Genomic DNA, 26,280 nt, shown 5'->3' on the forward strand with positions numbered 1-26,280 from the left:
CGGATCAGGTCAGGTGACCGGCCTTCTCCATCTGCCGCAGCTCGCGCTTGAGCTCCGACACCTCGTCGCGCAGGCGCGCCGCGAGCTCGAACTTCAGCTCGCCCGCCGCCTGCAGCATCTGACCGTTGAGGTCGCCGATGATCGCCTCGAGGTCGTTGCCGCCGTTGGCGGCGAGACCCTGGCGGCGCAGGTTGGGGGTGGGGCTCTTCTTCTTCGCGTCGCGGCCCGCGAGCAGCTTCGCCGTGTCGGCGCCCTCGCGGGCGAGGACCTCGGTGATGTCGGCGATCTTCTTGCGCAGCGGGGTCGGGTCGATCCCGTGCTCGAGGTTGTACGCCACCTGCTTCTCGCGCCGTCGATCGGTCTCGTCGATCGCGAGCCGCATCGAGTCAGTCACCTTGTCGGCGTACATGTGCACCTCGCCAGAGACGTTGCGGGCGGCGCGGCCGATGGTCTGGATGAGCGAGGTGGACGAGCGGAGGAAGCCCTCCTTGTCGGCGTCGAGGATCGCGACCAGCGAGACCTCGGGGAGGTCGAGTCCCTCGCGCAGCAGGTTGATGCCGACGAGGACGTCGTAGACGCCGGCGCGGAGCTCGGACAGCAGCTCGACTCGACGGAGCGTGTCGACGTCGGAGTGGAGGTAGCGCACGCGGACGCCCGCCTCCGTGAGGAAGTCGGTGAGCTCCTCGGCCATCCGCTTGGTCAGGGTCGTGACCAGGATCCGCTCGTCGCGCTCGGTGCGGCGCTTGATCTCCTCGAGGAGATCGTCGATCTGGCCCTTGGTCGGCTTGACGACGATCTCGGGATCGATGAGGCCGGTGGGGCGGATGATCTGCTCGACGATGCCGTCGGCGATGCCCATCTCGTAGCGGCCCGGGGTCGCGGAGAGGTAGACGGTCTGACCTACGCGGTCCTTGAACTCCTCCCACTTCAGCGGGCGGTTGTCCATCGCGGAGGGAAGACGGAAGCCGTGCTCGACGAGCGTGCGCTTGCGGGACGCGTCGCCCTCGTACATCGCACCGATCTGCGGCACGGTGACGTGCGACTCGTCGATGACGACGAGGAAGTCGTCCGGGAAGTAGTCGAGCAGGCAGTGGGGGGCCTCGCCCGACTGGCGGCCGTCGATGTGGCGGGAGTAGTTCTCGATGCCGGAGCAGAAGCCGATCTGCTGCATCATCTCGAGGTCGAAGGTGGTGCGCATCCGCAGGCGCTGCGCCTCGAGGAGCTTGTTCTGCTTCTCGAGGTCGGACAGGCGCACCTCGAGCTCCTGCTGGATGGTGTCGATCGCCCGGTGCATGACGTCCTGGCTGGCGACGTAGTGCGAGCCGGGGAACACCGAGACGGAGTCGAGCTTGCGCACGATGTCGCCGGTCAGCGGGTGCAGCGTGTAGAGCGCCTCGATCTCGTCGCCGAACATCTCGATGCGGATCGCGAGCTCCTCGTACATCGGGATGATCTCGATCGTGTCGCCGCGGACGCGGAAGGTGCCGCGGGCGAAGTCGACGTCGTTGCGCGCGTACTGCATCGACACGAACTTGCGGATGAGTCGATCGCGGTCGACCCGCTGCCCGACCTGCAGGGCCACCATCGCCTCGAGGTACTGCTCGGGCTGACCGAGGCCGTAGATGCACGAGACCGTGGAGACGACGATGACGTCGCGGCGGCTGAGCAGGGAGTTCGTCGTCGAATGGCGCAGGCGCTCGACCTCGGCGTTGACCGAGCTGTCCTTCTCGATGAAGGTGTCGGTCTGCGGGACGTACGCCTCGGGCTGGTAGTAGTCGTAGTACGACACGAAGTACTCGACGGCGTTGTTCGGGAAGAGCTCGCGGAACTCGTTCGCGAGCTGCGCGGCGAGGGTCTTGTTGTGCGCCAGGACGAGCGTGGGCCGCTGCACGGCCTCGACGAGCCAGGCGGTGGTCGCGGACTTGCCGGTGCCGGTGGCGCCGAGGAGGACCACGTCGGTCTCGCCGGCGGTGATGCGCGCGCTCAGATCGGCGATGGCGCGGGGCTGGTCACCGCTCGGCTTGTATTCGCTGACGACCTCGAACGGGTGCACGGCACGGGTTGGCTCCATGAGTCGAAGCGTAGCCGCGACCACCGACACCCGACGCGGCGTGCGCTCCGGGCGAACGCCTCCCCCGCCGACACGCTCACCGCGTCCGGCTCAGCTCCGCCCACAGCTCGTCGGCGCGGGCGAGCGTCTGCTCCAGCGATCCGCTCGAGTCGAGGACGCGGTCGGCCAGCGCGAGCCGCTCCTCGTCGCTCGCCTGAGCGGTGACGCGGGAGCGCGCCTCCGTCTCGCTGAGGCCTCTGAGGGCGATCAGCCTCTCGATGCGCGTCTGCTGCGGCGCGTGCACGACGACGACCTCGTCGAACTCGGCCGAGCCCCTGCCCTCGGCGAGCAGGGGGACGTCGTAGACGACGACCGCCGCCGGGTCCGCCGCACCCGCCTCGGCGAAGAGCCGCTGCGACCGCTCCGTCACCGCGGGATGGGTGATCGCGTTCAGATCGGCGCGCGCAGCGGCGTCCGAGAAGATCACCGCTCCGAGGGCCGCGCGGTCGAGCGTGCCGTCCTCACGGATCATCGGTGCCCCGAACCGCTCGGCGATGGCCTCGAGAGCGGGCTCCCCCGGTTCGACGACCTCGCGGGCGAGACGATCGGCGTCGACCACCACGGCTCCGTGCTCGGCGAGGCGGCGGGCGACGGTCGACTTCCCCGAGGCGATGCCTCCGGTCAGGGCTACGAGATGCACGCGGCCACCCTACCCAGCGCCCCCGGGAACGCCGAACGGCCGGCCCCCGAGGGGACCGGCCGTTCGTGGAGTGCACTCGATCAGTTGTTCGAGGACAGCTTCTCGCGCAGTGCGGCGAGCGACTCGTCGTCGGCGAGGGTGCCGCCGGTGGTCGACTCGTTGGTGAAGCCGCCGCCGACCGAGACGCCCTCGGAGACGGTGGCCGCCTCCTCCTGCGACTTGGCGACCTGAGCCTTGTGGGCCTCCCAGCGGGCCTGCGCCGCTGCGTACTCGAGCTCCCAGGCCTCGCGCTGCGACTCGAAGCCCTCGCGCCACTCGTTGGTCTCCGGGTCGAAGCCCTCGGGGTACTTGTAGTTCCCCTGGTCGTCGTACTCGGTGGCCATGCCGTAGAGCGCCGGGTCGAACTCGGTGCCCTCGGGGTCGACGTTCTCGTTCGCCTGCTTGAGCGAGAGCGAGATGCGACGGCGGTCGAGGTCGATGTCGATGACCTTGACGAACACCTCTTCGCCGACCGACACGACCTGCTCGGCGAGCTCGACGTGCTTGCCCGACAGCTCGGAGATGTGGACGAGGCCCTCGATGCCGTCCGCGACGCGGACGAACGCACCGAACGGGACCAGCTTCGTGACCTTGCCCGGGGCGACCTGACCGATCGCGTGGGTGCGGGCGAAGACCTGCCACGGGTCCTCCTGGGTCGCCTTGAGCGAGAGCGACACGCGCTCGCGGTCGAGGTCGACCTCGAGGATCTCGACGGTGACCTCCTGGCCCACCTCGACGACCTCGGAGGCGTGCTCGATGTGCTTCCAGGAGAGCTCGGAGACGTGGACGAGACCGTCGACGCCGCCGAGGTCGACGAACGCACCGAAGTTGACGATCGAGGACACGACGCCCTTGCGGACCTGACCCTTGTGCAGGTTGTTCAGGAACGTGGTGCGGCTCTCGGACTGCGTCTGCTCGAGGAGCGCACGGCGCGACAGGACCACGTTGTTGCGGTTCTTGTCGAGCTCGAGGATCTTCGCCTCGATCTCCTGGCCGAGGTACGGCGTGAGGTCGCGGACGCGGCGCAGCTCGATGAGCGAGGCCGGGAGGAAGCCGCGGAGGCCGATGTCGACGATGAGCCCGCCCTTGACGACCTCGATGACCGAACCGGTGACGACACCGTCGGACTCCTTGATCTTCTCGACGTCGCCCCATGCGCGCTCGTACTGCGCACGCTTCTTCGAGAGGATCAGGCGACCCTCCTTGTCCTCCTTCTGCAGGACGAGGGCTTCGACGCTGTCGCCCACGTTGACGACCTCGGAGGGGTCGACGTCGTGCTTGATGGAGAGTTCGCGCGAGGGGATGACGCCCTCGGTCTTGTAGCCGACGTCGAGGAGGACCTCGTCGCGGTCGATCTTCACGACGGTGCCTTCGATGAGGTCTCCGTCGTTGAAGAACTTCAGAGTCTTTTCGACCGCGGCAAGAAAGTCTTCAGCAGACCCGATGTCGTTGATCGCGACCTGCTTGGCTGCCTTTTCGGTCGTTGCGGTTGTCATTAAGGGATGCTCCAGGATGGATGGGTATCGGGCGGCGGGCACCGGCGCGGCTCTCGACGCGACCGAGTGGTGACCACCGCGGTGTATGAGGGGATGTGCCGTCGTCCGGCGGCGGCTCCGACGCGACCGGGCCGTGACCCGGAGCCTCTTCGCACGCCGTGGCACGGCGGCGCCACAAACGTGACGGTCAAGCCTATCGAACCCGGGAGCGCAGTGGCAATCGCCCGCGGTTCCGCTCGGAGCGATCCGGGAGCGGCACTCCCGGACAGGATCAGGACGCGAGACTCGCGCGCAGAGTGTCGAGGCCGACCCCGCCGAGATCGAGGGCGCGGCGGTGGAACGCCGCGAGCGAGAACGCGTCCCCCTCGCGGGCCGCGGCGTCGTCGCGCAGCTGCTCCCAGATCCGCTGGCCGACCTTGTAGGACGGCGCCTGTCCCGGCCAGCCCAGGTAGCGGTTCACCTCGAAGCGGATGAACGCGTCGTCCATGTTCACGTTCCGCCTCATGAAGGCGAGGGCCGACTCCGCGGTCCAGATCTCGTCCGTCCCCGGCATCCGCTTGCCCAGGTGCACGCCGATGTCCAGGACCACGCGCGCGGCGCGCATCCGCTGGCCGTCGAGCATGCCGAGGCGGTCGGCCGGGTCGTCGAGGTAGCCGAAGCCCTCCATGAGCCTCTCGGCGTAGAGCGCCCAGCCCTCGGCGTGACCCGAGCTCCCGGCGAGCTGCCGCCGCCAGGTGTTCAGGCTCGCCCGGTTGTACACGGCCTGACCCACCTGCAGGTGGTGACCGGGGACGCCCTCGTGGTAGACGGTCGTCAGCTCCCGCCAGGTGGCGAACTCGGTGACGCCCTCGGGCACCGACCACCACATCCGTCCCGGGCGCGCGAAGTCGTCGCTCGGGCCGGTGTAGTAGATCCCGCCCTCGTGCGTCGGCGCGATGAGGCACTCGAGCCGCAGAAGCTCCTCGGGGATGTCGAACGCCGTCTCCGCGAGCTCGCGGACGGCGCGGTCGCTCGTCTCCTGCATCCAGCGCTGCAGGGCGTCGACGCCGTGCAGCGTGCGGGACGGGTCGGCGTCGAGGTGGGCGATGGCCTCGGCGACCGAGGCGCCGGGCAGGATCTCCCGGGCGATCGCCTCCTGCTCGGCCGTCATGCGGGCGAGCTCCTCGATCCCCCACTCGTAGGTCTCGTCGAGGTCGACGACCGCTCCGAGGAAGCGGCGGGACTGGAGTGCGTAGTGCTCGCGGCCGACGGCGTCCTGCTCGCTCGCGGCGGGATCGAGCTCGCTGCGGAGGAATCGCTCGAGCTCGCCGTAGGCGGCGGCGGCGCGCCTCGCGCCCTCCTCGAGCCGACCGGCGAGCGAGGCGGGCAGGGATCCCTCGGCCGGCGCCGCGTCGGCGGCGAGCTCGGCGAAGAAGCCGCGGGGCGCCGCGACCTTCGCGGCCTGCTCGGCGACGAGGCCGACCTGGCGACGTGCGGGGACCACTCCCCTGCGGATGCCTTCGCGCAGGGTCTCGGCGTACCCGGTGAGCGCGGAGGGCAGGGCGTGGAGGCGCTCGGCGACGTCCTCCCAGTCGCTCACCTCGGCGGTGGGCATGAGATCGAAGACATCGCGCAGCTCCTGCGCCGGTGAGGCGATGACGTTGAGATCGCGCAGCGGCAGACCCGCCTCGTGCGCCTCGAGCGCCAGCCGGAGCTCCGCACCGAGATCGGCGACGGTGACGCGGTCGACGGCGTCGACGGGGGCTGCGGCCTCCAGCTCCGCCAGCGCGGCCGCCGTCGCGGCACGGGAGCGCTCGAGTCCGTCCGGCGACAGATCGGCGAGGCCTCCCCCCGGCCGTCCGAGCCAGGTCCCCACCGCGGGGTCGAGCTCGACGAGGGTGTCGACCCAGCGCTCGGCGACCTGGTCGACGGCGGAGGGCTCACGGGGATTCGCAGTCATGCTCCGAGCCTAGCCAGGACGCGCGGGCGCCCGTCGCGAGCCGTCAGTGCGCGGCGGCGTCCCAGTTCGCCCCGTGCCCGACCTGGACCTCGAGCGGGACCGACAGATCCGCGGCGTGCGCCATCCGGTTCCTCACGACCGCCTCGAGGGCCTCCTCCTCGCCGGGGGCGACATCGAAGATCAGCTCGTCGTGCACCTGGAGGAGCATCCGCGAGCCCAGGCCCTGCTCGTCGAGATCGGACTGCACGCCGATCATCGCGATCTTCATGATGTCGGCGGCGGAGCCCTGGATCGGCGAGTTCAGGGCCGCGCGCTCGGCGTTGTCGCGCAGCACGCGGTTGGCGCTCTGCAGGTCCGGGAACGGCCGGCGGCGGCCGAAGATCGTCTCGGTGTAGCCCGTCTCGCGCGCCTGCTCGACGACGCTGCGCAGGTAGTCGCGCACCGCGCCGAAGCGGACGAAGTAGTCGGTCATCAGCTGCTTGGCCTCGGCGCTCGAGATCCGGAGCTGCTTCGACAGGCCGAAGGCGCTGAGTCCGTAGGCCAGACCGTAGGACATCGCCTTGACCTTGTTGCGCATCGCCGAGGTGACGTCGCCGGGCTCGACGCCGAAGATCCGCGACCCGACGAAGCGGTGCAGGTCCTCGCCGCTGTGGAACGCCTCGATGAGCCCGGCGTCGCCCGAGAGGTGCGCCATGATCCGCATCTCGATCTGCGAGTAGTCGGCGGTGAGCAGGGTGCTCGCGTCGTCGCTGTGCACGAACGCGGTGCGGATCCGGCGCCCGACCTCGCTGCGCACCGGGATGTTCTGCAGGTTGGGGTCGTTCGAGGAGATGCGGCCGGTGGCCGTCCCTGTCTGGTCGTAGCTGGTGTGGATCCGCCGGTCGGGCGTCACCGACTTCTCGAGGGTCTCGATGATCTGCTTGAGCTTGGTCGCGTCCCGGTGCTCGAGCAGGAGGCCGAGGAACGGGTGCGGGTGCGACTCCTGCAGGTCGGCGAGAGCGGAGGCGTCGGTCGTGTAGCCCGTCTTCGTCGCCCGGGTCTTCGGCATCGCGAGCTCCTCGAAGAGGACCTGCTGGAGCTGCTTCGGCGAGCCGAGGTTCATCTCGTGGCCGATCTCGGCGAACGCGCGGCTCGCGAGGTCGGCGGACGTCGTGGTCAGCTCTCCGCGGAGCCGCGCGAGCACCTCGGGATCGATCGCCACGCCGGTCAGCTCGACGGTCGCGAGGACCTGCACGATCGGCAGCTCGATGTCGACGAGGACCGACAGCATGCCCTCGCCGAGCATCTCGGTGAGGACGCCGACGAGGCGGAACGCGTACCACGCCTCGGTCGCGGAGCTCATCGGCTCGACGGTCGGCACGAGCTGGTTCGGATCGCCCTGCGCCATCGTCTCGTCGAGGTACTGCGAGACCTGCGCGGGCAGCGTCGCCGCGTGGCCCGTGGGCTGCAGGAGCCACGCCGCGATGCGGGTGTCGAACGCCAGGCCTGCGACCGGGAGGCCGGCGGTGCGCAGCGCCTTCACCTGCGGCTTCGCGTCGGCGAAGTACTTGGGCGCGTCGCTCGCCAGCCACTGCTCGAGGCCCGTGTAGTCGGGGCGGTCGGCCGCCCAGGGGACGAACGCCGACTCCTTCTCGACCGACAGGCCGATGCCCTCGAGGCCGTCGGGGCCGACCTGCGCCTGGACGGCGACGGGGGTCGTGCCCTTCGCGGAGACGGTGTCGAGCCAGTGGGCGAGCTCCTCGTCGACCATCGTCCGCACCGCGGGCGCCGCGGTCGTGACGGTGTCGCCGGCGAGCGCGGCGGCCGCTCCCTCGACGCCCTCGTCGGCGGCGATCGTGAGGACGCGCTCCTGGAGGGTCTTGAACTCCAGGCGCGAGAAGATCTCGCGCACCGCGTCCGGATCGATGGGCTGCCGGGCGAGGTCGGTCGGGCCCAGCGGCAGCTCGACGTCGGTGACGAGGCGGTTCAGCCTGCGGTTGCGGAGGGCGTTCTCCTTCTGCTCGCGCAGCTTCTCTCCGACGACGCCCTTGATCTCGTCGGCGTGGGCGATGATGTCGGCGACCGTGCCGTACTGGTTGACCCACTTCGCCGCGGTCTTCGGCCCGACCTTGTCGACCCCGGGCAGGTTGTCGCTCGTCTCGCCGACCAGAGCCGCGATCTCGGGGTACTGGTGGGGCTCGACGCCGTACTTCTCGAACACCTTGTCGCGGTCGTAGCGGGTGAGCTGCGAGACGCCCTGCGTCGACGGGTAGAGGAGGGTGACGTCGGGCGTGACGAGCTGGATCGTGTCGCGATCACCCGAGACGACGAGCACCCGGTAGCCGGCCTCCGCGCCCTGCTTCGCGAGAGTGGCGAGGATGTCGTCGGCCTCGAAGTCCTCCTTCGAGACGGTGCGGATGTTCATCGCGTGCAGCGCCTGCTCGAGGAGCGGGACCTGCCCCTTGAACTCGGGCGGGGTCTCTCCGCGAGTGCCCTTGTACTCGGGGTACTCGCGGGTGCGGAACGAGTAGCGCGAGATGTCGAACGCGACGCCGAGGTGGGTCGGCTTCTCGTTCTTCAGCAGCAGGATCAGCATCGACAGGAAGCCGTGGATGGCGTTTGTGTGCTGGCCGTCGCGGGTCTGGAAACTGTCGACCGGGAGCGCGTAGAACGCCCGGAACGCCAGGGAATGGCCGTCGACGAGCAGGAGGGTAGGCTGTTCCGGATCTGACACACGGCAAGACTACACAGCGCCTCCGACACCGGATCCGGACGGTTCCGAGCCGCTGGTCGAGGGCCTCGCAGGACGCGACGACGAGGAGATCCGTGACCGACTCATCCCCCCTCGACACCTCCTGGGTCCGGCCCCCCGCGATCGACCTCGTGGCCGGGATCGGCCGCGGGATGGGCGAGCTCGCCGAGCGGATGGGCATCGTCTGGCACGAGCTCTCGCCGCAGCACTCCGTCGCCTCCATGCCGGTGGAGGGCAATCGCCAGCCCGTCGGGATCCTGCACGGCGGGGCGCACGTCGTGCTGGCCGAGTCGATGGGCTCGATCGCCGCGAACATCCACGCGGGCGAGGGCCGGATCGCGATGGGGATCGAGCTGAACGCGAGCCACAGCCGCTCGGTCCGCTCCGGCTTCGTCATCGCCACCTGCGACGCGATCCACCTCGGGGGAACGCTGGCGACCCACGAGATCGTGGTGCGCGACGAGGCCGGGCGCCGCCTCTCGACGGTGCGGATCACCAACATCCTGCGCTGACCCGACCGGCCGCGGCTCCGTCCGCAAGCCCCGGTCGTGTCGCAGTCCGGAGCCTAGGCTCGCTGCGTGACCTTCCGCGACCTCCTCAAGAGCCTCCCGTCCATGCCCTCCGAGCTGCCGTCCTTCGACGCCGACGCCGCACCGGACGACCCGCTCGACCTGTTCGGCCGGTGGCTGCAGGAGGCCGCGACGGCCGGCCAGCTGCTCCCCCACGGCGCCACCCTCTCGACGGCCGGCGCCGACGGCCGGGTCGGCGCCCGGGTGCTCGTCCTGAGGAACGTCGACGAGCAGGGCTGGGCCTTCTCCACCCATGCCACGAGCCCCAAGGGGCGGGAGATGGAGGAGAACCCGCACGCCGCACTGACCTTCTTCTGGCCCGTGCAGGGGCGTCAGGTCCGCGTCGAGGGACGGATCGTGCGCGGCTCCGCGGCCGAATCGGCCGAGGACTTCCGCCGCCGATCGGAGGCGGGCCGCACCGCGCTGCTCGTCGGACGGCAGAGCGAGCCGATGGCGACCGCCGCCGACTTCGGCCTCGTCACGCTGCAGACCAGCGTCGCCGTCGGCTGCTCCCCGGCGACGATCGACCGCGAGTGGGCCGTCTACCGCGTCGTGCCGGAGCGGATCGAGTTCTGGCAGGGCTCCTCCGCGCCCGAGCAGGACCACGTCCGCCTCGAGTACCGCCCGGGAACGACGGAGGCGGGCGGCTCCCCGTGGGAGCGCACCCGCCTCTGGCCGTAATCGGGGCTGCCGCCCCGGCGGCTACTTCTTCGGACTGAGCTGCTCGATGATCGCCTGGGCGACGTCGTGCATGGTGAGACGGCGGTCCATCGACGCCTTCTGGATCCAGCGGAACGCCTCGGGCTCGGTGAGGCCCATCTTCTCGTTGAGCAGGCCCTTGGCCCGGTCGACGAGCTTGCGGGTCTCGAAGCGCTCGACCATGTCGGCCACCTCGGCCTCGAGGGTCAGGATCTGGGCGTAGCGCGAGAGGGCGATCTCGATCGCGGGCAGCAGGTCGTTCGGGGTGAACGGCTTGACCACGTAGGCCAGCGCGCCCGCCTCGCTCGCCCGCTCGACGAGCTCCTTCTGGCTGAACGCCGTGAGGAGGACGACCGGCGCGATGTGCGCCTTCGAGAGGCGCTCGGCGGCCGAGATGCCGTCCAGCTGGGGCATCTTCACGTCCATGATCACCAGGTCGGGCCGGAGCTCGGTGGCGAGGGCCACGGCGGTCTCGCCGTCGCCCGCCTCGCCCACGACCTCGAAGCCGTTGTCGCGGAGGATCTCCACGATGTCGAGGCGGATGAGCGATTCGTCTTCGGCGACGACGACCCGACGGGGTGCGGTCGGCGCGGTTTCCTGGTCTGTCACGCCGATGAGCCTACGGTATTCTCGACGGGCTCGTGATGAGCCGGTGTGGCGGAATGGCAGACGCGGGGCACTCAAAATGCTCTGTCCGAGAGGGCTTGTGGGTTCGAGTCCCACCACCGGTACCGCCCGATCGCGGGCCTCATCGGGGTCCGCTAGCGTCGTCGGATGACCGCCGCGGCTCCTCTCTGGCCCCTGTTCGATCTGGTGCTGCGCACTCCCAGGCTGGAGTTGCGTCCGGTGCGGGACGAGGATCTCCCCGGTCTCGCGGCCGCGGCGCTCGCCGGGATCCACGAACCGGGGCGCTCGCCGTTTCCGGCTCCGTGGGCCGAGGCGCCCGCCGATGAGCTGCCCGCGAACCTCGCCCGCTACCACTGGTCGCTCCGCGCAGAGACCACGCCGGACACCTGGAGGGTCGCGTTCGCCGTCATCGAGGACGGGGTCGTGATCGGCTGCCAGGACCTCCTGGCCGACCGGTTCGCGGCCACGCGCTCCGTCGCCTCCGGCTCGTGGCTCACCCTGTCGGCTCACGGCCGGGGTCTCGGCCGGGAGATGCGGGCGGCCGTGCTGATGCTGGCGTTCGACCACCTCGGGGCGGAGGTCGCCGAGAGCAGTGCACTGGCGTGGAACACCGCCTCGATCCGCGTGTCGACGGCGCTCGGCTACGAGCGCAACGGCAGCAGCCGCACGGTCGGCGCCGACGGGGCGGGCGTCGAGGAGACGCGGTTCCGCGTCACTCCTCGGACCTTCGTCCGACCCGCATGGGTTCTCGACGTCGAGGGCGTCGAGGCCGCACGCAGGTGTCTGCTCGGCTCCGCAGCCGATTAGACGCGGGTCAGGCTCCTCCGCAGCCCGCCGCCCGGGTGCCCGCGCCGCAGGATCCCGCGGCGCCGCAGGATCGGGACGAGCTCGTCGAGCATCCGGTGCAGCGTCACCGGGTGGAAGTCCCCCGAGAACGCGATTCCGTCGTTGTCGGCGTCCTCGCCCAGCTCCTCGATGAAGTCGGCGATCTCCTCCGCGGTGCCGACGAGACCCCGCCGGTCGGCGACGAGCCCCAGCCTGGCCTTCGCGGTCAGCAGCTCGCGCAGCGGCGCGTCGGGGCCGGCCGAGCCGTAGAGGCCCGAGATGCTCCCCCGCGAGACGTGCCCGCCGAAGACGGCCGGATCGATCGGCCGATCCAGGTCGAGCGCGGTGAGGTCTGTCTCGAGGTCGCTCGAGTACGCGGAGGCGAGGGCGAGCAGAGCGGACTCGTCCGGATGAGCGGACGCGGCGACGAGCCGCTCCGCCTCCTCCCGGCTCGAGACGACGACCGGCTTCACGACGAAGAGGACGGTCAGATCGTCGGGGTCGCGCCCGTGCGAGGCCGCTGCGGCGCGCGCCCGCTCCCGGTACGCGCGCACGGTTCCGACGTCCAGCGAGGCCAGCGCCAGCTGGACGTCGGACTGCGCGCCGGCGAAGTCGATGCCGCGGGGCGATCCTCCCGGGGAGACGACGACGGGCTCGCCGGTCTCTAACGGCAGCGCGTTCAGCGGGCCGTCGAAGGAGTAGTGCTCCCCGCGGTGGCGGACCGGGCGCAGGCGCGTGCCGTCCGCGAAGAGCCCGGTCGCGGCGTCCTGGAGGAGCGCGCCGTCGTCCCAGCTGCGCCACAGCTCGCGGATCGAGTCGAGCCACTCGTGCGCCCGGTCGTAGGCGCGGTCGTGCGGCAGCGGCTCGAGGCCGAAGTGGCGGCTGCTGCCCACATCGGTCACGACGTTGATGCCGAGGCGCCCCCCGCTGAGGTGCTGCAGTGTCGAGAACTGGCGCGCCGCCTGATAGGGGCTCCACGCCATCGGATTGACGGTCGGCGCGACGCCCAGGTGCCGCGTCGCCTCGAACAGGTACGGCGCGAGCAGGAGCGGATCGTGCTTGGGCCCGCCGTAGGCGCGGCGCACCCGCAGGTCGAGGGTGTCGGCACTGCCCAGCGACAGCGCGTCCTCGATGATCACGAGGTCGAAGCCGGCCTGCTCGAGCTCGCGCGCGCTCTGCCGGTAGAGCTCCGGCTCCGTCCAGCGGCGGTCCCAGTCCCAGTCCGGCCGCCCCCACGCCTGCGGTCCGAAGCCGCGGGAGAGGAACCACGCGAAGTGCTGCAGGCGGCTCACGACGCCGCCGCCAGCACGAGCGGAACGGCCGAGGCGAGGAGACCTGCCTCCAGGTCGTCGATCAGGTCCTCGACGTCCTCGATGCCGATGGAGAGCCGCAGCAGGCCCGGTCCGATGCCGGCCGCCTCGCGCTCCTGGACTGTGCGCTGGGTGTGGGTCGTGCTGGCGGGGTGCAGGACGAGCGAGCGCACGTCGCCGAGGTGCGTCATCCGCGTGAACAGACCGAGGGCATCGGTGAAGCGGCGCGCCGCCTCCTCTCCCCCTCGCACAGTGAAGGAGAAGACCGAGCCCTGTCCGCGCGGCAGGTACCGACGGGCGACCTCGTGCGACGGGCTGGACGCGAGTCCGCTGTAGTCGACGCTCTCGACCTCGGGCCGCGCCTCGAGCCACTGGGCGATCCGCAGCGCGCTGCGCGACTGGTGCCGTACGCGCAGCGACAGCGTCTCGAGCCCCTGCTCGAGGAGGAACGCGGTGAGCGGGGAGACGGTCGGACCCATCCGTCCGGCGACGACGTCGCGGGCGTAGTCGAGGAACGCCCGCTCGGGGCCGGTTCCGGCGACAGCGAGGTGCGGGAACCGGGCGGCCTCGGCGCGCCAGTCGAAGCGGCCCGCATCGACGACGGCACCTGCGATGACCGCGCCGTGGCCCGCCAGGAACTTGCTGGCGGAGTGCACCACGACGTCCGCCCCGTGCTCGATCGGACGGAGCAGGTACGGGGTGGCGAAGGTGTTGTCGACGACGAGGGGCACGCGGTGGAGGTGCGCGACGTCGGCGACGAGCCGCAGGTCCACCACGTCGTTCCGCGGATTCGGGATCGACTCGACGAGCACCGCCCGGGTCCGCGGGGTGATCGCGTCCTCCCAGGCCAGCGGGTCGTCGGCGTCCTCGACGAAGGTCGTGGTGATGCCCAGGCGTGCCAGGTTCTCGAGGAGCAGGTTCCGGGTGCCCTCGTAGAGGCTCGCCGCGGCGACGACGTGCTCGCCGGCCGAGACGAGGGCGAGCAGGGCGACGGAGAGCGCCGCCTGGCCGCTGCCGACGAGGAGCGCCCCGGATCCGCCCTCGAGCGCGGCGAGACGGCGCTCGACCGCATCCGTCGTCGGGTTGCCGATCCTGGTGTAGGTGTAGCCGTCCGCGCCGGCGAAGCGGTCGCGCGCGTCGTCGAACGAGTCGAAGCTGAAGCCCGCCGTGAGGTAGATCGGGGTGCGCCGGGCGTGGAGCGCGTCCTCGGCCGTGCCCGCGTGCAGCTGGCGGGTCGAGAACCCCCAGGCGTCCGTCCGCTCGCTCATCCCGTTCCGCCTCCCGCCCCGTCCCTCGGGGTGCCCCACGATGACATGGGGGTGCTCCGCGGGTCGCGGAGGTTACCCGGCATGACGCTCACAGCACCGGCCCACCGCTCTGCGCCAGGCTGTCGGCGGTGCCGTCGGCACCGGAGGGCGGACACATGGCAGGCGCACGCGGGATCACCGTCCCCACTCTCGGGCTGGCCTCGGAGCGGGGCAGAGAGCCCGGGAGACCGGCCGTCGGTCGAGGCCGGCGCTTCGTCGACCTGGTGCGGCTCGCGCGGCGCAACGGCCTGCTCCCCTGGACGGATCTGGACTTCGGCACCGAGCCGTCCCGCTCGGCGCTGCGCCGCGAGCAGGCGGAGGGTCTCCGCAGTGCTCTCGAGGAGGCGGGCGGTGCCTTCGTCAAGCTCGGCCAGCTGCTCTCCACCCGATCGGATCTGCTGCCCGAGGAGTGGGTGAGCGCCCTCTCCGCTCTGCAGCGCGATGTGGAGCCGGCCCCGTGGCCCGCGGTGCGGGCGGAGCTCGAGGCGGCGTTCTCCGGTCCGCTCGAGCGCGTCTTCTCCTCGTTCGAGGAGGTGCCGGTGGCGGCGGCCTCGATCGGCCAGGTCCATCGCGCCCGCCTGCACGGCGGACGGCTCGTCGCGGTGAAGGTGCTCCGCCCCGGGATCGCCCCGGAGGTGCGCCGCGACGTCGACGTCGCGCTGCGCGCCGTGCGGGTGATCGAGCGCGCGTCACCGCAGGCTCGGCAGCTCGGGATGCGCGCGATCGCCGAGCAGTACGGCGCCGACCTGATCCGCCAGCTCGACTTCCGCCTGGAGGCGCTGAACCTGCAGGCCCTGCGCGCGGTGCAGGCGCGGTCGCCGCGCTCCGACGAGCTGGTCCTGCCCGAGCTCGTCGAGGAGCTCTCCGACCACCGCGTGCTGGTGATGGACTTCATCGAGGGCGAGACGCTCACGTCGGTGACCGCCAGGGGCGGGGAGTCGCCCCTGGTCCTCGAACCCGCCCTGCGGTCGGTCCTTCGCGCCTTCGTGCGGCAGGTCGTGCTCGACGGCGTCTACCACTCCGATCTGCACCCCGGGAACATCCTGCTGCTGCCGGACGGCCGCGCCGCCCTCGTCGACTTCGGATCCGTCGGGCGGCTGGACCGCGAGCTGCGCGAGCGCGCCCAGGATCTGCTGATCGCCTACCTGCAGTCCGACAACCGCGCGTTCGCGGATGCGCTGCTCGGTGTGGCCTCGCTCGAGGAGGGCGCGGACGAGGACGCGTTCCGGCGGGAGCTGAGCGCCTTCCTGACCCTCGAGCTCGGGCCAGGAGCGCGCATCGACGTCGCGACCGTGGACGCCCTCGTGAAGGTCGTCACCGCGTACGGGCTGGCGGTTCCCGCGGAGGTCGTCGCTGCGGGACGCGGAGCAGCGGTCCTCGAGGGCACCCTCCGATCGACCGTCCCGCAGATCGACCTGCTCGACGAGGCGAAGGCGCTCGCCGCCGAGCAGATCCGCGACCGCCTGGCTCCGACCGCCCTGCGCGACACGCTCGCGAGCGAGGCGCTGGGGCTGCTGCCGGGCCTGCGGCGCCTCCCGCGCCGACTCGAGCGGATCGGCGCCGCCGTCGAGGACGGGGAGCTCACGGTCAACATCCGCGTCCTCGCCGATGACAGGACGCGACGCCTGGTGGCGGCGGCGGTCCGCCAGACGCTGCTCGTCGCGGTCGGCGCCGTCGGCGGAGTCACCGCACTGGGCTACCTGACGTCCCCCGGTGCGGGCGGCGGAGTGCTCGACGCCGCGACCGTCGGCACCTGGCTCGGCGCGGGCTCGCTGGTCGCGCTCGCCGCGGCGGCGGTGGACGTGGTGCGCAGCCGCCGCTGACGACGCACGGGGCGGATCACCAGAACATCGTGCCCGGGGCCCCCTTGAAGGGACCGACGACGCGGGAGGTGATCCAGCCGCCGTAGAAGTCGCCCGGCTGCGGCTGGACGGTCTCGCCGTCGACCGTGCAGGAGTCCATCCGACCCGGGTAGAGCGCGACCGTGCCGCGCAGCTCCTCGAAGCCCGCCCTCGGCTCCGGGTAGGTCCAGCCGGCGCTCTCGGCCACCGCCGAGCCCCCTCGCACGCTCAAGTAGGACGCAGCGCCCTTGAACTCGCAGACGCTGCGGCCCGGCGCGGGCTCGAGCGCCCCGTCGACGAACGCCTCTCGCGGGAGGTAGTAGACGGGCGGATGGCTGGTCTCGAGGACGCGGAGCGCCTCGCGGCTCTCGGCGACGACCACGCCGCCGAGGCGGACGATCACGTGCTCGGAGGTGGGCTCGACCCGCGGGGGCCTCGGGTAGTCCCAGACGGATTCCTGGCCCTCAGCGGGCGGTACGCGCTTCATCCCTCCACGCTACGCGCCGTCCGCCCGAGGTCGCCGAGTACCCGGCGAACGCCCGGCGGGTCCGCGTCCGGCGACCGCGGATCACCGCCGGGGCGGCACGCGGGGCCCTCGGTCGCGTAACGTCGTCCTTGCGCCGGACCCCCCGAGACCGTGCGCAGAAGGATCCAGCGTGCCCACCGAATGCATCCACGGCCTCGACATCGCGCTCTGCGACGTCTGCTCCCCCGCCAAGGCCCCCGACCCCGCGGCCGGGCGCACGCGCACCCCTGCGCGCGTTCCCGGGACCTCCCGCGCGGCCACCGCGCGAGCGGCGGCACGGGGCACGGCCCGCGAGAAGCCGCTGCCCAAGGTCGACATCGCCGCGCAGCGCATCTACCACGTCACGCACATCGACAACCTGGCCGCGATCGTGGCCGCGGGCGCCATCATCGCCGACGAGCAGCTGCCCGAGCGCCCCGCGATGGACGTCAGCGCCGAGACCACGCGCGAGCACCGCCGCGCCGTGCAGGTGCGCGACGGAGCGAGCGTCGCCGGGTTCGTCCCCTTCTTCCTCTCCCCCGACGCCGCGCTCTGGGCCGATCTGCGCGGGGAGCGCGTCGCTCCGCACTGGTCGCCCCGCGCGCACGACACGACCGCGTCGCAGTACGTCGTCCTCGTCGGGTCGCTGGCCTCGGCTCCGGTGCTCAGCGACGGCGATGCCTCGCACGTCCTCACCCGCTTCACCGAGGGCGACGCCCTGGTGCGCACCTTCGCGCGCCTGCTCGTCGACGAGCCCGCTCTCCGCAGCGCCGAGGCGCTCGTGCCCGAGCGGTTCCCGCTCGAGGAGATCGCGGTCGTCGGAGTCCCGTCGGTGACGACGCGCAACAAGGTCAAGGCGCTCTTCGAGGGCAGCTCCGCCTCGCCCCGGGTCGCGGTCTACCCGCCGTGGTTCCACCCGGTGGCCGAGGAGGAGTGACCCCTCAGGCGCCGGACTGCAGGTCGATGCGCTCCGAGAGGTAGCGCTCGATCGGCATCAGCCCCTGCTCGCCGAGTCCCGGTGCCCAGCGCACCATGACCTCGTCACCGCGCACCGCCAGCGGCTCCGGGTCCGCGAGCAGCCCGTCCGCGTCCAGCGCCAGCCTCCGCCAGCCGTAGTTGACGATCTCCCCCTCGCGGAACGGGCCGTCGAAGGCGGCGCGACGGATCTCGCGGCGCGCCTCCTGCGACTCCGACTGGTTGTTGGCGTGCAGCGGTGCGACCGCACGCGTCACCGAGCCGGTGGCGAAGAGTGCGCCGGAGCGAGCGAGCAGCAGGACGCCGACCCGCCAGGCGCGCGTCACCGGGGCCATCACCGGTGCGCGGCGGAAGCCGAGGATCGCCCTCGGGCGCCGCAGCTCGGCCAGAGCCTGGTCCTCGGCTCCGCGAGCCTCGAGCTCGGCGACCGCCGAGACCAGCACCTCGGCGAGCCGGGCGGCGGCCCTGATCGCCTGCGTCGCGTCCGTCATGCGCCTCCTCCGTGCGTCGTCACCAGCCTAGAACGGGTGGCACGCGCGCTCCGAATCGCACAGCCCGGTCCGCGCGCCCGGCTACGATCGCCTGACGACAGCGAGGGAGGACGAGCGATGCGCGTCATCATGATGGGGCCGCCCGGCGTGGGCAAGGGCACTCAGGCGGCGATCCTGGCCGGCTCGCTCGGCGTGCCGGCGATCTCGACAGGAGAGCTGTTCCGCGCGCACGTCGCCGATGGGACCGACCTCGGCAGGCGTCTGCGGACGATCGTCGAAGCCGGGCAGTACGTGCCGGACGAGATCACGAACGCTCTGGTCGCCGAACGGCTGGACGAGGCCGACGCGCACGACGGCTTCATCCTCGACGGCTATCCCCGCACCCTCGCCCAGGTCGGCGAGCTGGACCGGATGCTCGAAGAGCGCGGTGCGGAACTGGCGCGGGTGGTGCTGCTGACCGCCGCCACCGACACGGTGGTGGGCCGGCTGCTCTCGCGCGCCGCCCAGCAGAAGAGGGCCGACGACGACGCCGAGGTGATCCGTCACCGGATCTCGGTCTACGAGCAGGAGACGGCACCGCTCGAAGAGGTCTACGCCGACGCGGGACTGCTCGTGCGGGTCGACGGGAGCGCTGACCAGGACGAGGTCGCCCGGCGGGTGGCCGCGGCGTGCCGGACGGAATGACCGGTCACGCCGCGGCGACGGCTCAGATCGCCGAGGCGAGGACCTCGTCGAGCTTGGCCGAGGCCTCCTCGTCGGTGCCCTTGAGCGCGAGCGACAGCTCGGACACCAGGATCTGACGGGCCTTCAGCAGCATGCGCTTCTCGCCGGCCGAGACTCCGCCGGCCTGCTCGCGGCGCCACAGGTCGCGGACGACCTCGCTGACGCGGTAGACGCTCCCGCTGGCCATCTTCTCCTGGTTGGCCTTGAAGCGGCGGGACCAGTTGCTGGCCTCCTCCGCGACGTCGCTGCGCAGGACGTCGTAGACGGCCTGGACACCGGCGTCGTCGATGATCTCGCGGACGCCGACGAGCTCGGCGTTCTCGACGGGCAAGGTGATCGTGAGCTCGCTGGTGTGCACGTTCATCGTCATGAACGTCTTCTCGACGCCCTTGACCGAGCGCTTCTCGAGCCCGGTGATCGTCACCGCTCCGTGGTGCGGGTAGACCAGGGTCTCGCCGACCTCGAATGTCATCATGTCGTGCCTTTCATCGTGGGGCCTTCAGTGGGAGGAACAGGGGATCCGAGCGGCGCATCGGCCAGCCACGGGGGAAGGAGGGCGACGAGCTGCTCGACGAGCTCCTCGTCGGTGCCGTCGAGGGAGCCGGCGAGCCACGCTCCGACGACGGCGAGCACGCCGCCGGCCGCGAAGGTCGCGGTGAGCTCCGGGTCGACGCTCGCGGGGACGTCCACGCGGCCGAGCACCTCGCGGTGCAGGGCCAGGACGGTGTCGAGCACGGCGTCGTCGGAGGCGACGCGTGCCGAGGCGCGGGCGCGCAGCCGTGCGTGGAAGGCGTGGCGGTCGACGAGCCGCTCGACGAGGCGCGCGTAGCCGCGGCGCAGAGCCGTCGCTCCGGTGCGGTCCTCGGCGTCGCCCTCGGCGACCTCGGCGACGACGAGGTCCTCGCGCAGCAGTGCGGAGGCGACGGCGGCCGCGTCCTCGAAGTGCGCGTAGAAAGAGCTGCGGCTGATCCCGGCCTCGCGGACGATGTCGCTGACGGCGATGCCCTCGGTGCGCTCCTCTGCGTCGTGCATCACGAGGCGCTCGACGGCGTCGAAGACGCGGCGGCGGGTGCGTCGCGCCCGAGGATCGGCCGAGGTGGGCATCGAGGAGGGACCCGCTCCGTGCAGGGAGGCGACGCGAGCGGAAGTCATCGACATCAGTCTACCACTTCCCGGACAGGTGTTCGGGAGTCGGGAGCAGAGGGTCCTGCCGTCAGCCGCGGTGCGCCTCCTCGAGTCGACCGAGGCGCGTCCTCGCCGCGCGCTCACTGGGCGAGAGGCGACCGAGGTGGAGCTCCAGTCCCCGCATCAGGAGCCGGTTGGCCGTGATCGCCGGCCACCAGGGGCGGCGGAGCCCGAGCAGCCGACGGACCTCCGGGCGGAGGGAGGCGACGGCACCGGCGAAGAGCAGCGGGTAGACGACGCCGGCCTCGCCCGGGAGGCGGATGTCCCGGAGGAACCCGACGGCCTCGCGGACCCGCTCGTCCGGCTTCAGCTCGGCCGCGAAGCCCGTGAGCTGCTGCCGGAGCTCGGCGACGCTCTCGGGCGGGTTCGGCACGCCGAGCAGACGGCCGGACTCGGCCCACTCGCGCACGTAGGCGTCGGGGCCGCCGGGGATCGGACGTCCCCAGATCTCGTGGGTGCTGAGGAAGGCGTCGGTGAAGGCGTCGTGCACCCAGAGCAGCAGGCGCGGGTCCTGAGCCGAGTAGGGGCGCTCCGCGCCGGCCGCGTCCTCGTAGGTGCCCGTGATCCGCTCGTGCACGCCGGTCACCCAGCGAGCGGCCCCGGTGGCGGCGGCGCGGTCACCGAAACTCGTCGTCAGCACCCAGCGGACGGTGTTGTCCAGCCGCCCCATCGGGTCCTCGCGGTACGTCGAGTGGTCGTGAACCCCCGCCATGGCGCCCGCGTGCAGCGTCTGCATCAGCAGCGCCCTGACGCCGGCGATCATCGTCGGCATCGCGCCGTTGACCGCCCACACCGCGCTCCCGGGACCGAAGAGCCCGGGACCTTCGCCCTGCTCAAGTGCGACGACCCAGTCGGGGCGGGGACGGGGTCGGCGGGAGCTCATCCGGCCAGTGTGCGCTCGCCCCCTGTGCCGCGGCTGTCTGTCACCCTTCCGGCCGAACGCGCCTCGCTACTCGGCCAGCAGCTCGCGCAGATCCTCGGCCGTCAGCGCCTGCGCGAACAGCTCGCCGTCGTCCAGGACGGCCGCGCCGAGACGGGCCTTGCGCTCCTTCAGCCGCACGATCTTCTCCTCGATCGTGTCGAGGGCGACCAGCCGGTAGACGTTGACCCGGCGCTGCTGCCCGATGCGGTGCGCCCGATCGACGGCCTGGGCCTCGGCCGCCGGGTTCCACCAGGGGTCCAGGATGAAGACGTGGTCCGCCTCCGTGAGGGTGAGGCCGGTGCCTCCCGCCTTGAGACTGATGAGGAACACCGGCGCGTCGCCCGAGCGGAACGACTCGACGACTCCCGCCCGGTCGCGCGTCGACCCGTCGAGCTGCACGAACGGCACCCCGCGCGCCCGCAGCCGCTCCGCCGCCCGCTCGAGGTACGACGTGAAGGTGCTGAACACGAGCGCGCGCCGACCCTCGGCCAGCACGTCGTCGAGCTGCTCCAGCAGAGCGTCGAGCTTGGCCGAGGGGACGTGCCGGTAGGAGGAGTCGACCAGGGAGGCGTCCAGCGCCAGCATCCGCAGCAGGGTGAGCGAGCGGAAGACGGTGAACCGCTGCCGGTCGAGGTCCTCGACCAGGCCCAGCAGCTTGCGCCGCTCGCGCTGGAGGTAGCCGTCGTACAGCACGCGGTGGGCCGGCGCGAGGGTCACCTCGATCGTCTGCTCCTGCTTCTCGGGCAGCTCGGGTGCGACCGCCTCCTTCGTCCGGCGCAGGAGGAACGGGCGCACGCGTCGGCGCAGGCGCTCGAGCCGGCGGCGAGCCCCCTCCTCCTGCGAGACGGTCCTGCCCTCGGACAGGTCGGGCGACGCGATGCCGAGAGGCGCGTCCGCGTGCTGGATCGGCCGGGTGTACTCCTCCTGGAACCGGCGCAGCGGGGGCAGGAGGCCTGGCGCTGTCAGAGCGAGGATCGCCCAGAGCTCGTCGAGCGAGTTCTCGAGCGGAGTGCCGGTCAGCGCGAGGACGGTGGGCGCGCCGAGCGAGCGAGCCGCCCGGTGGGTCTGCGACGCGGGGTTCTTGACGAACTGGGCCTCGTCGAGGACCAGGGCGGACCACGTCCGCGCCGCCCACTCCTGAGCTGCCAGGCGCAGGACGGCGTAGCTGGTCAGCACGAGATCGGCGTCGTCGGGGACGCCCGAGACTCCGGTCCGCGTGCTCGAGACCGTGTGCACGCGCAGCCCCGGAGCGAAGCGCGCCGCCTCGGAGGCCCAGCCGGGCACTACCGAGGTCGGGGCGACCACCAGGAACGGCGCGCACCGCTCCCCCGCCGAGCGCGCCTGCTCGCCGGCTTCCAGCATCATCGCGAGGGCCTGCAGCGTCTTGCCGAGGCCCATGTCGTCCGCGAGGATCCCGCCGAGGCCGTGCCGTCGGCGGTGGACGAGCCACGAGTACCCCTCCTGCTGGTAGGGACGGAGCTCGGCGCGCAGGCTCTCGGGAGCGGCGACGTCTGCCGGCACCCCGGCGGCCAGCGCCTGCTGCAGGACCCGCCGCCACGCGTCCGAGGCGACGCTCTCGTCGGCGAGCTCCTCCAGCTCCTCCCACAGCGCCGTCTGGTGCCGACCGAGCCGCGGCCCCGTCTCCCACTCGTCGAGCTGGTCGGCGCGGTTCAGCAGCTCGCGCAGGCGGTCGAGACCCGGATGGGCGAGCGAGAGGTAGGAGTGGTCGACGAGCCGCACGCGGTCGCCTCCGGCCGAGAGAGCGCGGAACAGCGGGAGGAACGGCACGCTGACGTCGCCGATCCTGACGATGACGGCGAGGTCGAACCAGTCGGCGTCCGCGGTGTCGACGGCGGTCACCGTGAGGGTGAGGTCGCCGTTCAGGAGCCGGTAGTCGGGCGGGACGCCCTCGCGCTCCACCCGGACCCCGCCGACCTCCTCGAGACGCGGGAGGTGCTCGACGACGAACACCGCGGCGTCCGCTCCGCGCAGGAGCACCCCGGCGGCGAGGTCGGGGACGAGCGGGGATCCGGCGTCGGCGAGCACGGCGGTGGCGCGCCGAAGGATCGCCGCCTCGAGGAACCCCGTGCCCGCTCCGTCGATCTCGCTCGAGCGATCCGCGCTGCGCCGCCAGCGCCAGCCCACCCGCACCGCGCGGCGGGGCTCGAACGACACCGCGCAGACCAGCCTCGGCGGCTCCGGCTCGTCGATCGCGACGCCCGGCCCGCTCGGTCGGACGGCGACCCTGCCCCTCAGGGCGGGGAGGTGGTCGCGGAGGAACTCGTCGACGTCCTCTGCTGGCACGCTCGTCGCCTCCGGATGGCGGAGCAGACGCAGCTCCTCGTCCTCCAGTGCTGCCGCGGCCGGCGCGAGGAGCAGTGCGGACGGATCCCCGCCCTCGACGACGTAGACGCCGTGGCGGGCGAGCGGGCGCGCCTCGTCGAGCGGCCGGTCCTCCTCGCCGAAGCGGAGGACCGGTCGCAGCTCGAGCGCTCCGGACCGGTCGGTCGCGAGGAGCGCGACGTGCGCCGCGGGGCCGAGGCGCACGGCTCGGCGATCCGGCGCGAGGAGGGGGATCCCGAGGGAGGGAGCCTGCTCGAGCAGGCGCCAGAGCAGCGGGCTCTCGTAGTCGTCGAGGTGGATCCAGTCGGGGTCCTGCCCGAGGTGCACGGTCCGCGTCGCACGGTGCAGAGCGGCGAACTCCGCGAACCAGCGCTGGTGGGCCGGATCGAGCGAGAGGCGGTGCGTCTGGAAGTTCAGCGACTTCCAGGTGAGCGTCGAGCGGTTCCAGGCTCCGCCGCGCCCCGGGACGACGGGACGCGTGGCGAGCCGGTGGTCGTCGCGGGCGGCGGTGTCGTAGTCCTTCGGTCCGACCCGCTCGCTCGTCGGCGCGCGCCACGGATCGTCGGCGCGACGCACGAGACGACGCAGCTCGAACTGCAGCCCGATCGGAGTGAGCGGCCCGGCGACGGCCTCGGGCCGCTGCTCCGAGCCGCTGAGCTCGCCGAGACGGGCGCGCCAGGCGGACGGGAGCGGTTCGGGAGGCACGGCCCCATGCTCCCACGGCCCTCCGACACGCTCGCCGGTCCCCCGCAGGACGGCGGCGGCGAGGAGAATCGTCGCATGACCACGAGCGACTCCCCCAGCCCCGTCCGCCTCGAGATCGGGAGCGACGAGCTCCGCGTCTCCGTCACCACGGCCGGAGCCGAGCTCACCTCGCTGCGCGACGCCGCCGGGCTCGAGTACCTCTGGCAGGCGGGCCCGGAGTGGCGGCGGCACGCGCCCGTCCTGTTCCCGATCATCGGCCGCCTGCCCGACGACACCCTCCACCACGACGGCGTCTCCTACCCGATGGGTCAGCACGGCTTCGCCCGCGATCGGGTGTTCGAGCTCGCGGGCGGCTCGGGCGACGAGGCCGTGTTCCGACTGCGCAGTGACGCCGCGACCCGCGAGGTCTTCCCGTTCGACTGGACTCTGCTCGTCGCCTACGCCGTCACCGGATCGACGCTGCGCATCACGCAGACCGTCGAGAACCGCGGAACCGGGCCGCTGGGCGCGTCAGTGGGCAACCACCCGGCGTTCGCGCTGCCGCTCCCGGGCGGGAGCGGCGAGCACCGCATCCGCTTCGCCGAGGAGGAGCCCGAGGGCTTCCGCCGCGCGCCGGGGAACCTGCTCGCGGACCCGCGCTTCCCCTCGCCGCTCGAGGACGGCGCTCTCGTCGTCGACGACGCCTGGTTCGAGCAGGACGCGGTGATCTTCGACACGCCGAAGCGCCGCGTGATGACCCTCGAGGCCGACGGAGCCCGCTCGATCACCGTCGACGCGGGTGACTTCGACGTCGTCGGCGTCTGGAAGCCGGTCGGCGCCCCGTTCGTCTGCATCGAGCCCTGGCGCAGCATCCCCACCCCGGCGGGCTGGGACGGCGACATCGTCGACAAGCCCGGGCAGTTCGTGCTGGCACCGGGCGAGCAGCGGGCCTTCTCCTACAGCATCGCGCTCAGCTGAAGGTCCTCGCGCTGCAGCTGCGCGTCGAGGAGCTCGAAACGGCGGATGATCAGCCCCTCGCGGGTGGCCCACGGGCAGATCACGAGCTTCTCGACGCCGAGCGCGTCCATGGCGGCCTCGGCCACCAGGGCGCCGGCGAGCAACTGCGGCGCGCGGAGGGAGGAGACCCCGGGCAGCGCGGAGCGGTCGGCCGCGCTGATCGCCGCCAGTCGCGAGCTCCAGAGCCGCAGGTCGACGAGGTGCAGCTCGCGGCGCACCAGGGGGCCCGCGGCGCTCGGAGCGGCGCCGGTGATGCGCGCGAGCGAGCGGAACGTCTTCGACGTGCCGGCCACCAGATCGGGACGGCCCAGCGCGAGGAACGCGCGGGCGGGGTCGGCGAGCAGATCACGGGCGTGCCGTCGTGCGGCCTTGACGCTCACGGCCGACGGAGGGTCGCCCTGCAGCAGGTCGCGCGTCACGCGTCCCGCGCCCAGCGGCACCGAGACGGCCAGCTCCGGCACCTCGTCCACGCCCATCGACAGCTCGAACGAGCCGCCGCCGATGTCGAGATCGAGGATCGAGCCGGCGCCCCAGCCGAACCAGCGTCGAACGGCCAGGAAGGTGGCGGATGCCTCCGCTTCTCCGCCGAGCTCCTGGAGGTGCACGCCGGTCTCCTCGCGGACACGGGCGAGGACCTCCGCGCCGTTGCCCGCCTCGCGGATCGCCGAGGTCGCGAACGCGAGGACGTCCTCGGCGCGGTGCTCGCGAGCGACGTCGCGCGCCTCCGCGACGAACGAGATCAGCTCGCGCTGACCCTCTTCAGTGATGTCTCCTGCGGCGTCGAGGTAGGCGACCAGCGCGAGGCTGCGCTTGTGCGAGCGGTACGGGACGGGGCGGGCTCCGGGATGAGCGTCGACGAGGAGCAGGTGGACCGTGTTGGAGCCGATGTCGAGCACGCCGAGTCGCATGCGCCCACGGTAGCGCGGCGGCGACAGCGCTCCGGACACGCGGCCACGCCCCGGACGCCCGCCTGACGCGCCGGAGGGCCACGGCTGCCGCCGCTCTGCGACCGTTCGGCACCCACGGTGTCGTCCGCAACCGAGGTCGAGAGAGCCCGCGGGGTCCGTTGCGGCCTCGAGAGCCGTTCCCGCCCTCGGTCCCGAACGCGACGGAGCACGAGCGAGCAACGCCGACCCGCGCCCTCCCGCCTCCCTCGGGCGGAGCGGCCACCAGCACGCCCGCGCCAGCGGAATCCGACACCCGGGCGGACGCGGGCCTCGATACGGCGCTGCGCGCCTCCTCGACCAGCAGAGGCACCGCGGACTCCGGGTCCAGGCGCCGCGCGCCTCCCGACCAGCCGGG

22 protein-coding genes and 1 tRNA gene are annotated in these 26,280 nt (G+C 72.2%); 8 read left to right on the forward strand and 15 right to left on the reverse strand.

Annotated features, from left to right (window positions below; genetic code table 11):
* Positions 1 to 4: 4 nt before the first annotated feature.
* The 5 genes from uvrB to polA all read right to left on the reverse strand — a co-directional run bounded on the left by uvrB (position 5) and on the right by polA (position 8,937).
* Positions 5 to 2,071: an excinuclease ABC subunit UvrB gene (gene uvrB / locus IOC53_RS01515; RefSeq protein WP_207402625.1), complete on the reverse strand. Its 2,067-nt coding sequence runs from the start codon at positions 2,069 to 2,071 to the stop codon at positions 5 to 7.
* 76 nt (positions 2,072 to 2,147) lie between these two features.
* On the reverse strand, positions 2,148 to 2,750 hold the full coding sequence (gene coaE, locus IOC53_RS01520) for a dephospho-CoA kinase (protein WP_207402626.1): 603 nt from the start codon (positions 2,748 to 2,750) through the stop codon (positions 2,148 to 2,150).
* An 80-nt stretch (positions 2,751 to 2,830) separates the two neighbouring features.
* On the reverse strand, positions 2,831 to 4,285 hold the full coding sequence (gene rpsA / locus IOC53_RS01525) for a 30S ribosomal protein S1 (protein ID WP_207402627.1): 1,455 nt from the start codon (positions 4,283 to 4,285) through the stop codon (positions 2,831 to 2,833).
* A gap of 271 nt (positions 4,286 to 4,556) precedes the next feature.
* On the reverse strand, positions 4,557 to 6,224 hold the full coding sequence (locus tag IOC53_RS01530) for a DUF885 domain-containing protein (protein WP_207402628.1): 1,668 nt from the start codon (positions 6,222 to 6,224) through the stop codon (positions 4,557 to 4,559).
* 43 nt (positions 6,225 to 6,267) lie between these two features.
* Positions 6,268 to 8,937, reverse strand: coding sequence for a DNA polymerase I (polA, locus tag IOC53_RS01535; RefSeq protein ID WP_207402629.1), 2,670 nt, complete (start codon positions 8,935 to 8,937; stop codon positions 6,268 to 6,270).
* Between the two features lie 92 nt (positions 8,938 to 9,029).
* Between polA and IOC53_RS01540 the strand changes: the two genes are divergently transcribed.
* Together IOC53_RS01540 and IOC53_RS01545 are read left to right on the forward strand one after the other, a co-directional pair.
* Positions 9,030 to 9,467: a PaaI family thioesterase gene (locus tag IOC53_RS01540; RefSeq protein ID WP_374070108.1), complete on the forward strand. Its 438-nt coding sequence runs from the start codon at positions 9,030 to 9,032 to the stop codon at positions 9,465 to 9,467.
* 66 nt (positions 9,468 to 9,533) lie between these two features.
* On the forward strand, positions 9,534 to 10,205 hold the full coding sequence (locus IOC53_RS01545) for a pyridoxal 5'-phosphate synthase (RefSeq protein WP_207402630.1): 672 nt from the start codon (positions 9,534 to 9,536) through the stop codon (positions 10,203 to 10,205).
* A 21-nt stretch (positions 10,206 to 10,226) separates the two neighbouring features.
* Here the strand turns inward: IOC53_RS01545 and IOC53_RS01550 are convergent, their stop codons facing one another.
* Positions 10,227 to 10,832 (reverse strand): ANTAR domain-containing response regulator, encoded by a 606-nt coding sequence (locus tag IOC53_RS01550; RefSeq protein ID WP_055791910.1) that lies wholly within the window; start codon positions 10,830 to 10,832, stop codon positions 10,227 to 10,229.
* 39 nt (positions 10,833 to 10,871) lie between these two features.
* Between IOC53_RS01550 and IOC53_RS01555 the strand changes: the two genes are divergently transcribed.
* Together IOC53_RS01555 and IOC53_RS01560 are read left to right on the forward strand one after the other, a co-directional pair.
* A tRNA-Leu gene (locus IOC53_RS01555) sits at positions 10,872 to 10,954 on the forward strand.
* Positions 10,955 to 10,997: 43 nt separating this feature from the next.
* Positions 10,998 to 11,657 (forward strand): GNAT family N-acetyltransferase, encoded by a 660-nt coding sequence (locus IOC53_RS01560; protein ID WP_207402631.1) that lies wholly within the window; start codon positions 10,998 to 11,000, stop codon positions 11,655 to 11,657.
* Here the strand turns inward: IOC53_RS01560 and IOC53_RS01565 are convergent.
* A complete protein-coding gene (locus tag IOC53_RS01565; RefSeq protein ID WP_207402632.1) occupies positions 11,654 to 12,967 on the reverse strand; it encodes an NtaA/DmoA family FMN-dependent monooxygenase in 1,314 nt (437 codons plus the stop codon). The genes IOC53_RS01560 and IOC53_RS01565 overlap by 4 nt on opposite strands.
* A complete protein-coding gene (locus tag IOC53_RS01570; protein WP_207402633.1) occupies positions 12,964 to 14,253 on the reverse strand; it encodes an O-acetylhomoserine aminocarboxypropyltransferase/cysteine synthase family protein in 1,290 nt (429 codons plus the stop codon). Before IOC53_RS01570 ends, IOC53_RS01565 begins: the two co-directional genes overlap by 4 nt.
* Positions 14,254 to 14,408: 155 nt before the next feature.
* Between IOC53_RS01570 and IOC53_RS01575 the strand changes: the two genes are divergently transcribed.
* Positions 14,409 to 16,115: an AarF/ABC1/UbiB kinase family protein gene (locus IOC53_RS01575; protein ID WP_207402634.1), complete on the forward strand. Its 1,707-nt coding sequence runs from the start codon at positions 14,409 to 14,411 to the stop codon at positions 16,113 to 16,115.
* A 16-nt stretch (positions 16,116 to 16,131) separates the two neighbouring features.
* Here the strand turns inward: IOC53_RS01575 and IOC53_RS01580 are convergent, their stop codons facing one another.
* Entirely contained in the window at positions 16,132 to 16,620 is a 489-nt protein-coding gene (locus tag IOC53_RS01580) for a DUF427 domain-containing protein (RefSeq protein ID WP_207402635.1), read from the reverse strand.
* A 169-nt stretch (positions 16,621 to 16,789) separates the two neighbouring features.
* Between IOC53_RS01580 and IOC53_RS01585 the strand changes: the two genes are divergently transcribed.
* The gene (locus IOC53_RS01585; RefSeq protein WP_207402636.1) at positions 16,790 to 17,575 is read left to right on the forward strand and encodes a DarT ssDNA thymidine ADP-ribosyltransferase family protein; all 786 of its coding nucleotides are present in this window, start codon (positions 16,790 to 16,792) and stop codon (positions 17,573 to 17,575) included.
* Positions 17,576 to 17,579: 4 nt separating this feature from the next.
* Here the strand turns inward: IOC53_RS01585 and IOC53_RS01590 are convergent, their stop codons facing one another.
* Positions 17,580 to 18,104, reverse strand: a complete 525-nt coding sequence (locus IOC53_RS01590; protein ID WP_207402637.1) for a hypothetical protein — start codon at positions 18,102 to 18,104, stop codon at positions 17,580 to 17,582.
* Positions 18,105 to 18,221: 117 nt separating this feature from the next.
* Between IOC53_RS01590 and IOC53_RS01595 the strand changes: the two genes are divergently transcribed.
* Positions 18,222 to 18,788: an adenylate kinase gene (locus IOC53_RS01595; RefSeq protein WP_207402638.1), complete on the forward strand. Its 567-nt coding sequence runs from the start codon at positions 18,222 to 18,224 to the stop codon at positions 18,786 to 18,788.
* Between the two features lie 22 nt (positions 18,789 to 18,810).
* On the opposite strand, the gene IOC53_RS01600 is transcribed toward IOC53_RS01595, so the two are convergent.
* From IOC53_RS01600 to IOC53_RS01615, 4 genes are all read right to left on the reverse strand, one after another.
* Entirely contained in the window at positions 18,811 to 19,299 is a 489-nt protein-coding gene (locus tag IOC53_RS01600) for a CarD family transcriptional regulator (protein WP_068257183.1), read from the reverse strand.
* The gene (locus IOC53_RS01605) at positions 19,299 to 19,979 is read right to left on the reverse strand and encodes a TetR/AcrR family transcriptional regulator (protein WP_207402639.1); all 681 of its coding nucleotides are present in this window, start codon (positions 19,977 to 19,979) and stop codon (positions 19,299 to 19,301) included. The genes IOC53_RS01600 and IOC53_RS01605 overlap by 1 nt, the downstream gene beginning before the upstream one ends.
* Before the next feature lie 61 nt (positions 19,980 to 20,040).
* Positions 20,041 to 20,895, reverse strand: coding sequence for an oxygenase MpaB family protein (locus IOC53_RS01610; protein WP_207402640.1), 855 nt, complete (start codon positions 20,893 to 20,895; stop codon positions 20,041 to 20,043).
* Between the two features lie 66 nt (positions 20,896 to 20,961).
* A complete protein-coding gene (locus IOC53_RS01615) occupies positions 20,962 to 23,982 on the reverse strand; it encodes a DEAD/DEAH box helicase (RefSeq protein WP_207402641.1) in 3,021 nt (1,006 codons plus the stop codon).
* 75 nt (positions 23,983 to 24,057) lie between these two features.
* Here IOC53_RS01615 and IOC53_RS01620 point away from each other — a divergent pair, with 75 nt between their 5' ends.
* Entirely contained in the window at positions 24,058 to 24,939 is an 882-nt protein-coding gene (locus IOC53_RS01620; protein ID WP_207402642.1) for an aldose 1-epimerase family protein, read from the forward strand.
* Here the strand turns inward: IOC53_RS01620 and IOC53_RS01625 are convergent.
* Positions 24,918 to 25,886, reverse strand: a complete 969-nt coding sequence (locus IOC53_RS01625) for a Ppx/GppA phosphatase family protein (RefSeq protein ID WP_207402643.1) — start codon at positions 25,884 to 25,886, stop codon at positions 24,918 to 24,920. The genes IOC53_RS01620 and IOC53_RS01625 overlap by 22 nt on opposite strands.
* Between the last annotated feature and the right edge of the window lie 394 nt (positions 25,887 to 26,280).

This window comes from Rathayibacter sp. SD072, assembly GCF_017355185.1.
Taxonomy (GTDB): Bacteria; Actinomycetota; Actinomycetes; order Actinomycetales; family Microbacteriaceae; genus Rathayibacter.

Coding starts and splice junctions, on each gene's coding strand:
- IOC53_RS01560 (WP_207402631.1), top strand. CDS start 10,998: ATGACCGCCGCGGCTCCTCTCTGGCCCCTGTTCGATCTGGTGCTGCGC.
- IOC53_RS01605 (WP_207402639.1), bottom strand. CDS start 19,979: ATGACTTCCGCTCGCGTCGCCTCCCTGCACGGAGCGGGTCCCTCCTCG.
- IOC53_RS01575 (WP_207402634.1), top strand. CDS start 14,409: ATGGCAGGCGCACGCGGGATCACCGTCCCCACTCTCGGGCTGGCCTCG.
- IOC53_RS01620 (WP_207402642.1), top strand. CDS start 24,058: ATGACCACGAGCGACTCCCCCAGCCCCGTCCGCCTCGAGATCGGGAGC.
- IOC53_RS01580 (WP_207402635.1), bottom strand. CDS start 16,620: ATGAAGCGCGTACCGCCCGCTGAGGGCCAGGAATCCGTCTGGGACTAC.
- uvrB (WP_207402625.1), bottom strand. CDS start 2,071: ATGGAGCCAACCCGTGCCGTGCACCCGTTCGAGGTCGTCAGCGAATAC.
- IOC53_RS01625 (WP_207402643.1), bottom strand. CDS start 25,886: ATGCGACTCGGCGTGCTCGACATCGGCTCCAACACGGTCCACCTGCTC.
- IOC53_RS01595 (WP_207402638.1), top strand. CDS start 18,222: ATGCGCGTCATCATGATGGGGCCGCCCGGCGTGGGCAAGGGCACTCAG.
- IOC53_RS01530 (WP_207402628.1), bottom strand. CDS start 6,224: ATGACTGCGAATCCCCGTGAGCCCTCCGCCGTCGACCAGGTCGCCGAG.
- IOC53_RS01570 (WP_207402633.1), bottom strand. CDS start 14,253: ATGAGCGAGCGGACGGACGCCTGGGGGTTCTCGACCCGCCAGCTGCAC.
- rpsA (WP_207402627.1), bottom strand. CDS start 4,285: ATGACAACCGCAACGACCGAAAAGGCAGCCAAGCAGGTCGCGATCAAC.
- IOC53_RS01590 (WP_207402637.1), bottom strand. CDS start 18,104: ATGACGGACGCGACGCAGGCGATCAGGGCCGCCGCCCGGCTCGCCGAG.
- IOC53_RS01600 (WP_068257183.1), bottom strand. CDS start 19,299: ATGACATTCGAGGTCGGCGAGACCCTGGTCTACCCGCACCACGGAGCG.
- IOC53_RS01610 (WP_207402640.1), bottom strand. CDS start 20,895: ATGAGCTCCCGCCGACCCCGTCCCCGCCCCGACTGGGTCGTCGCACTT.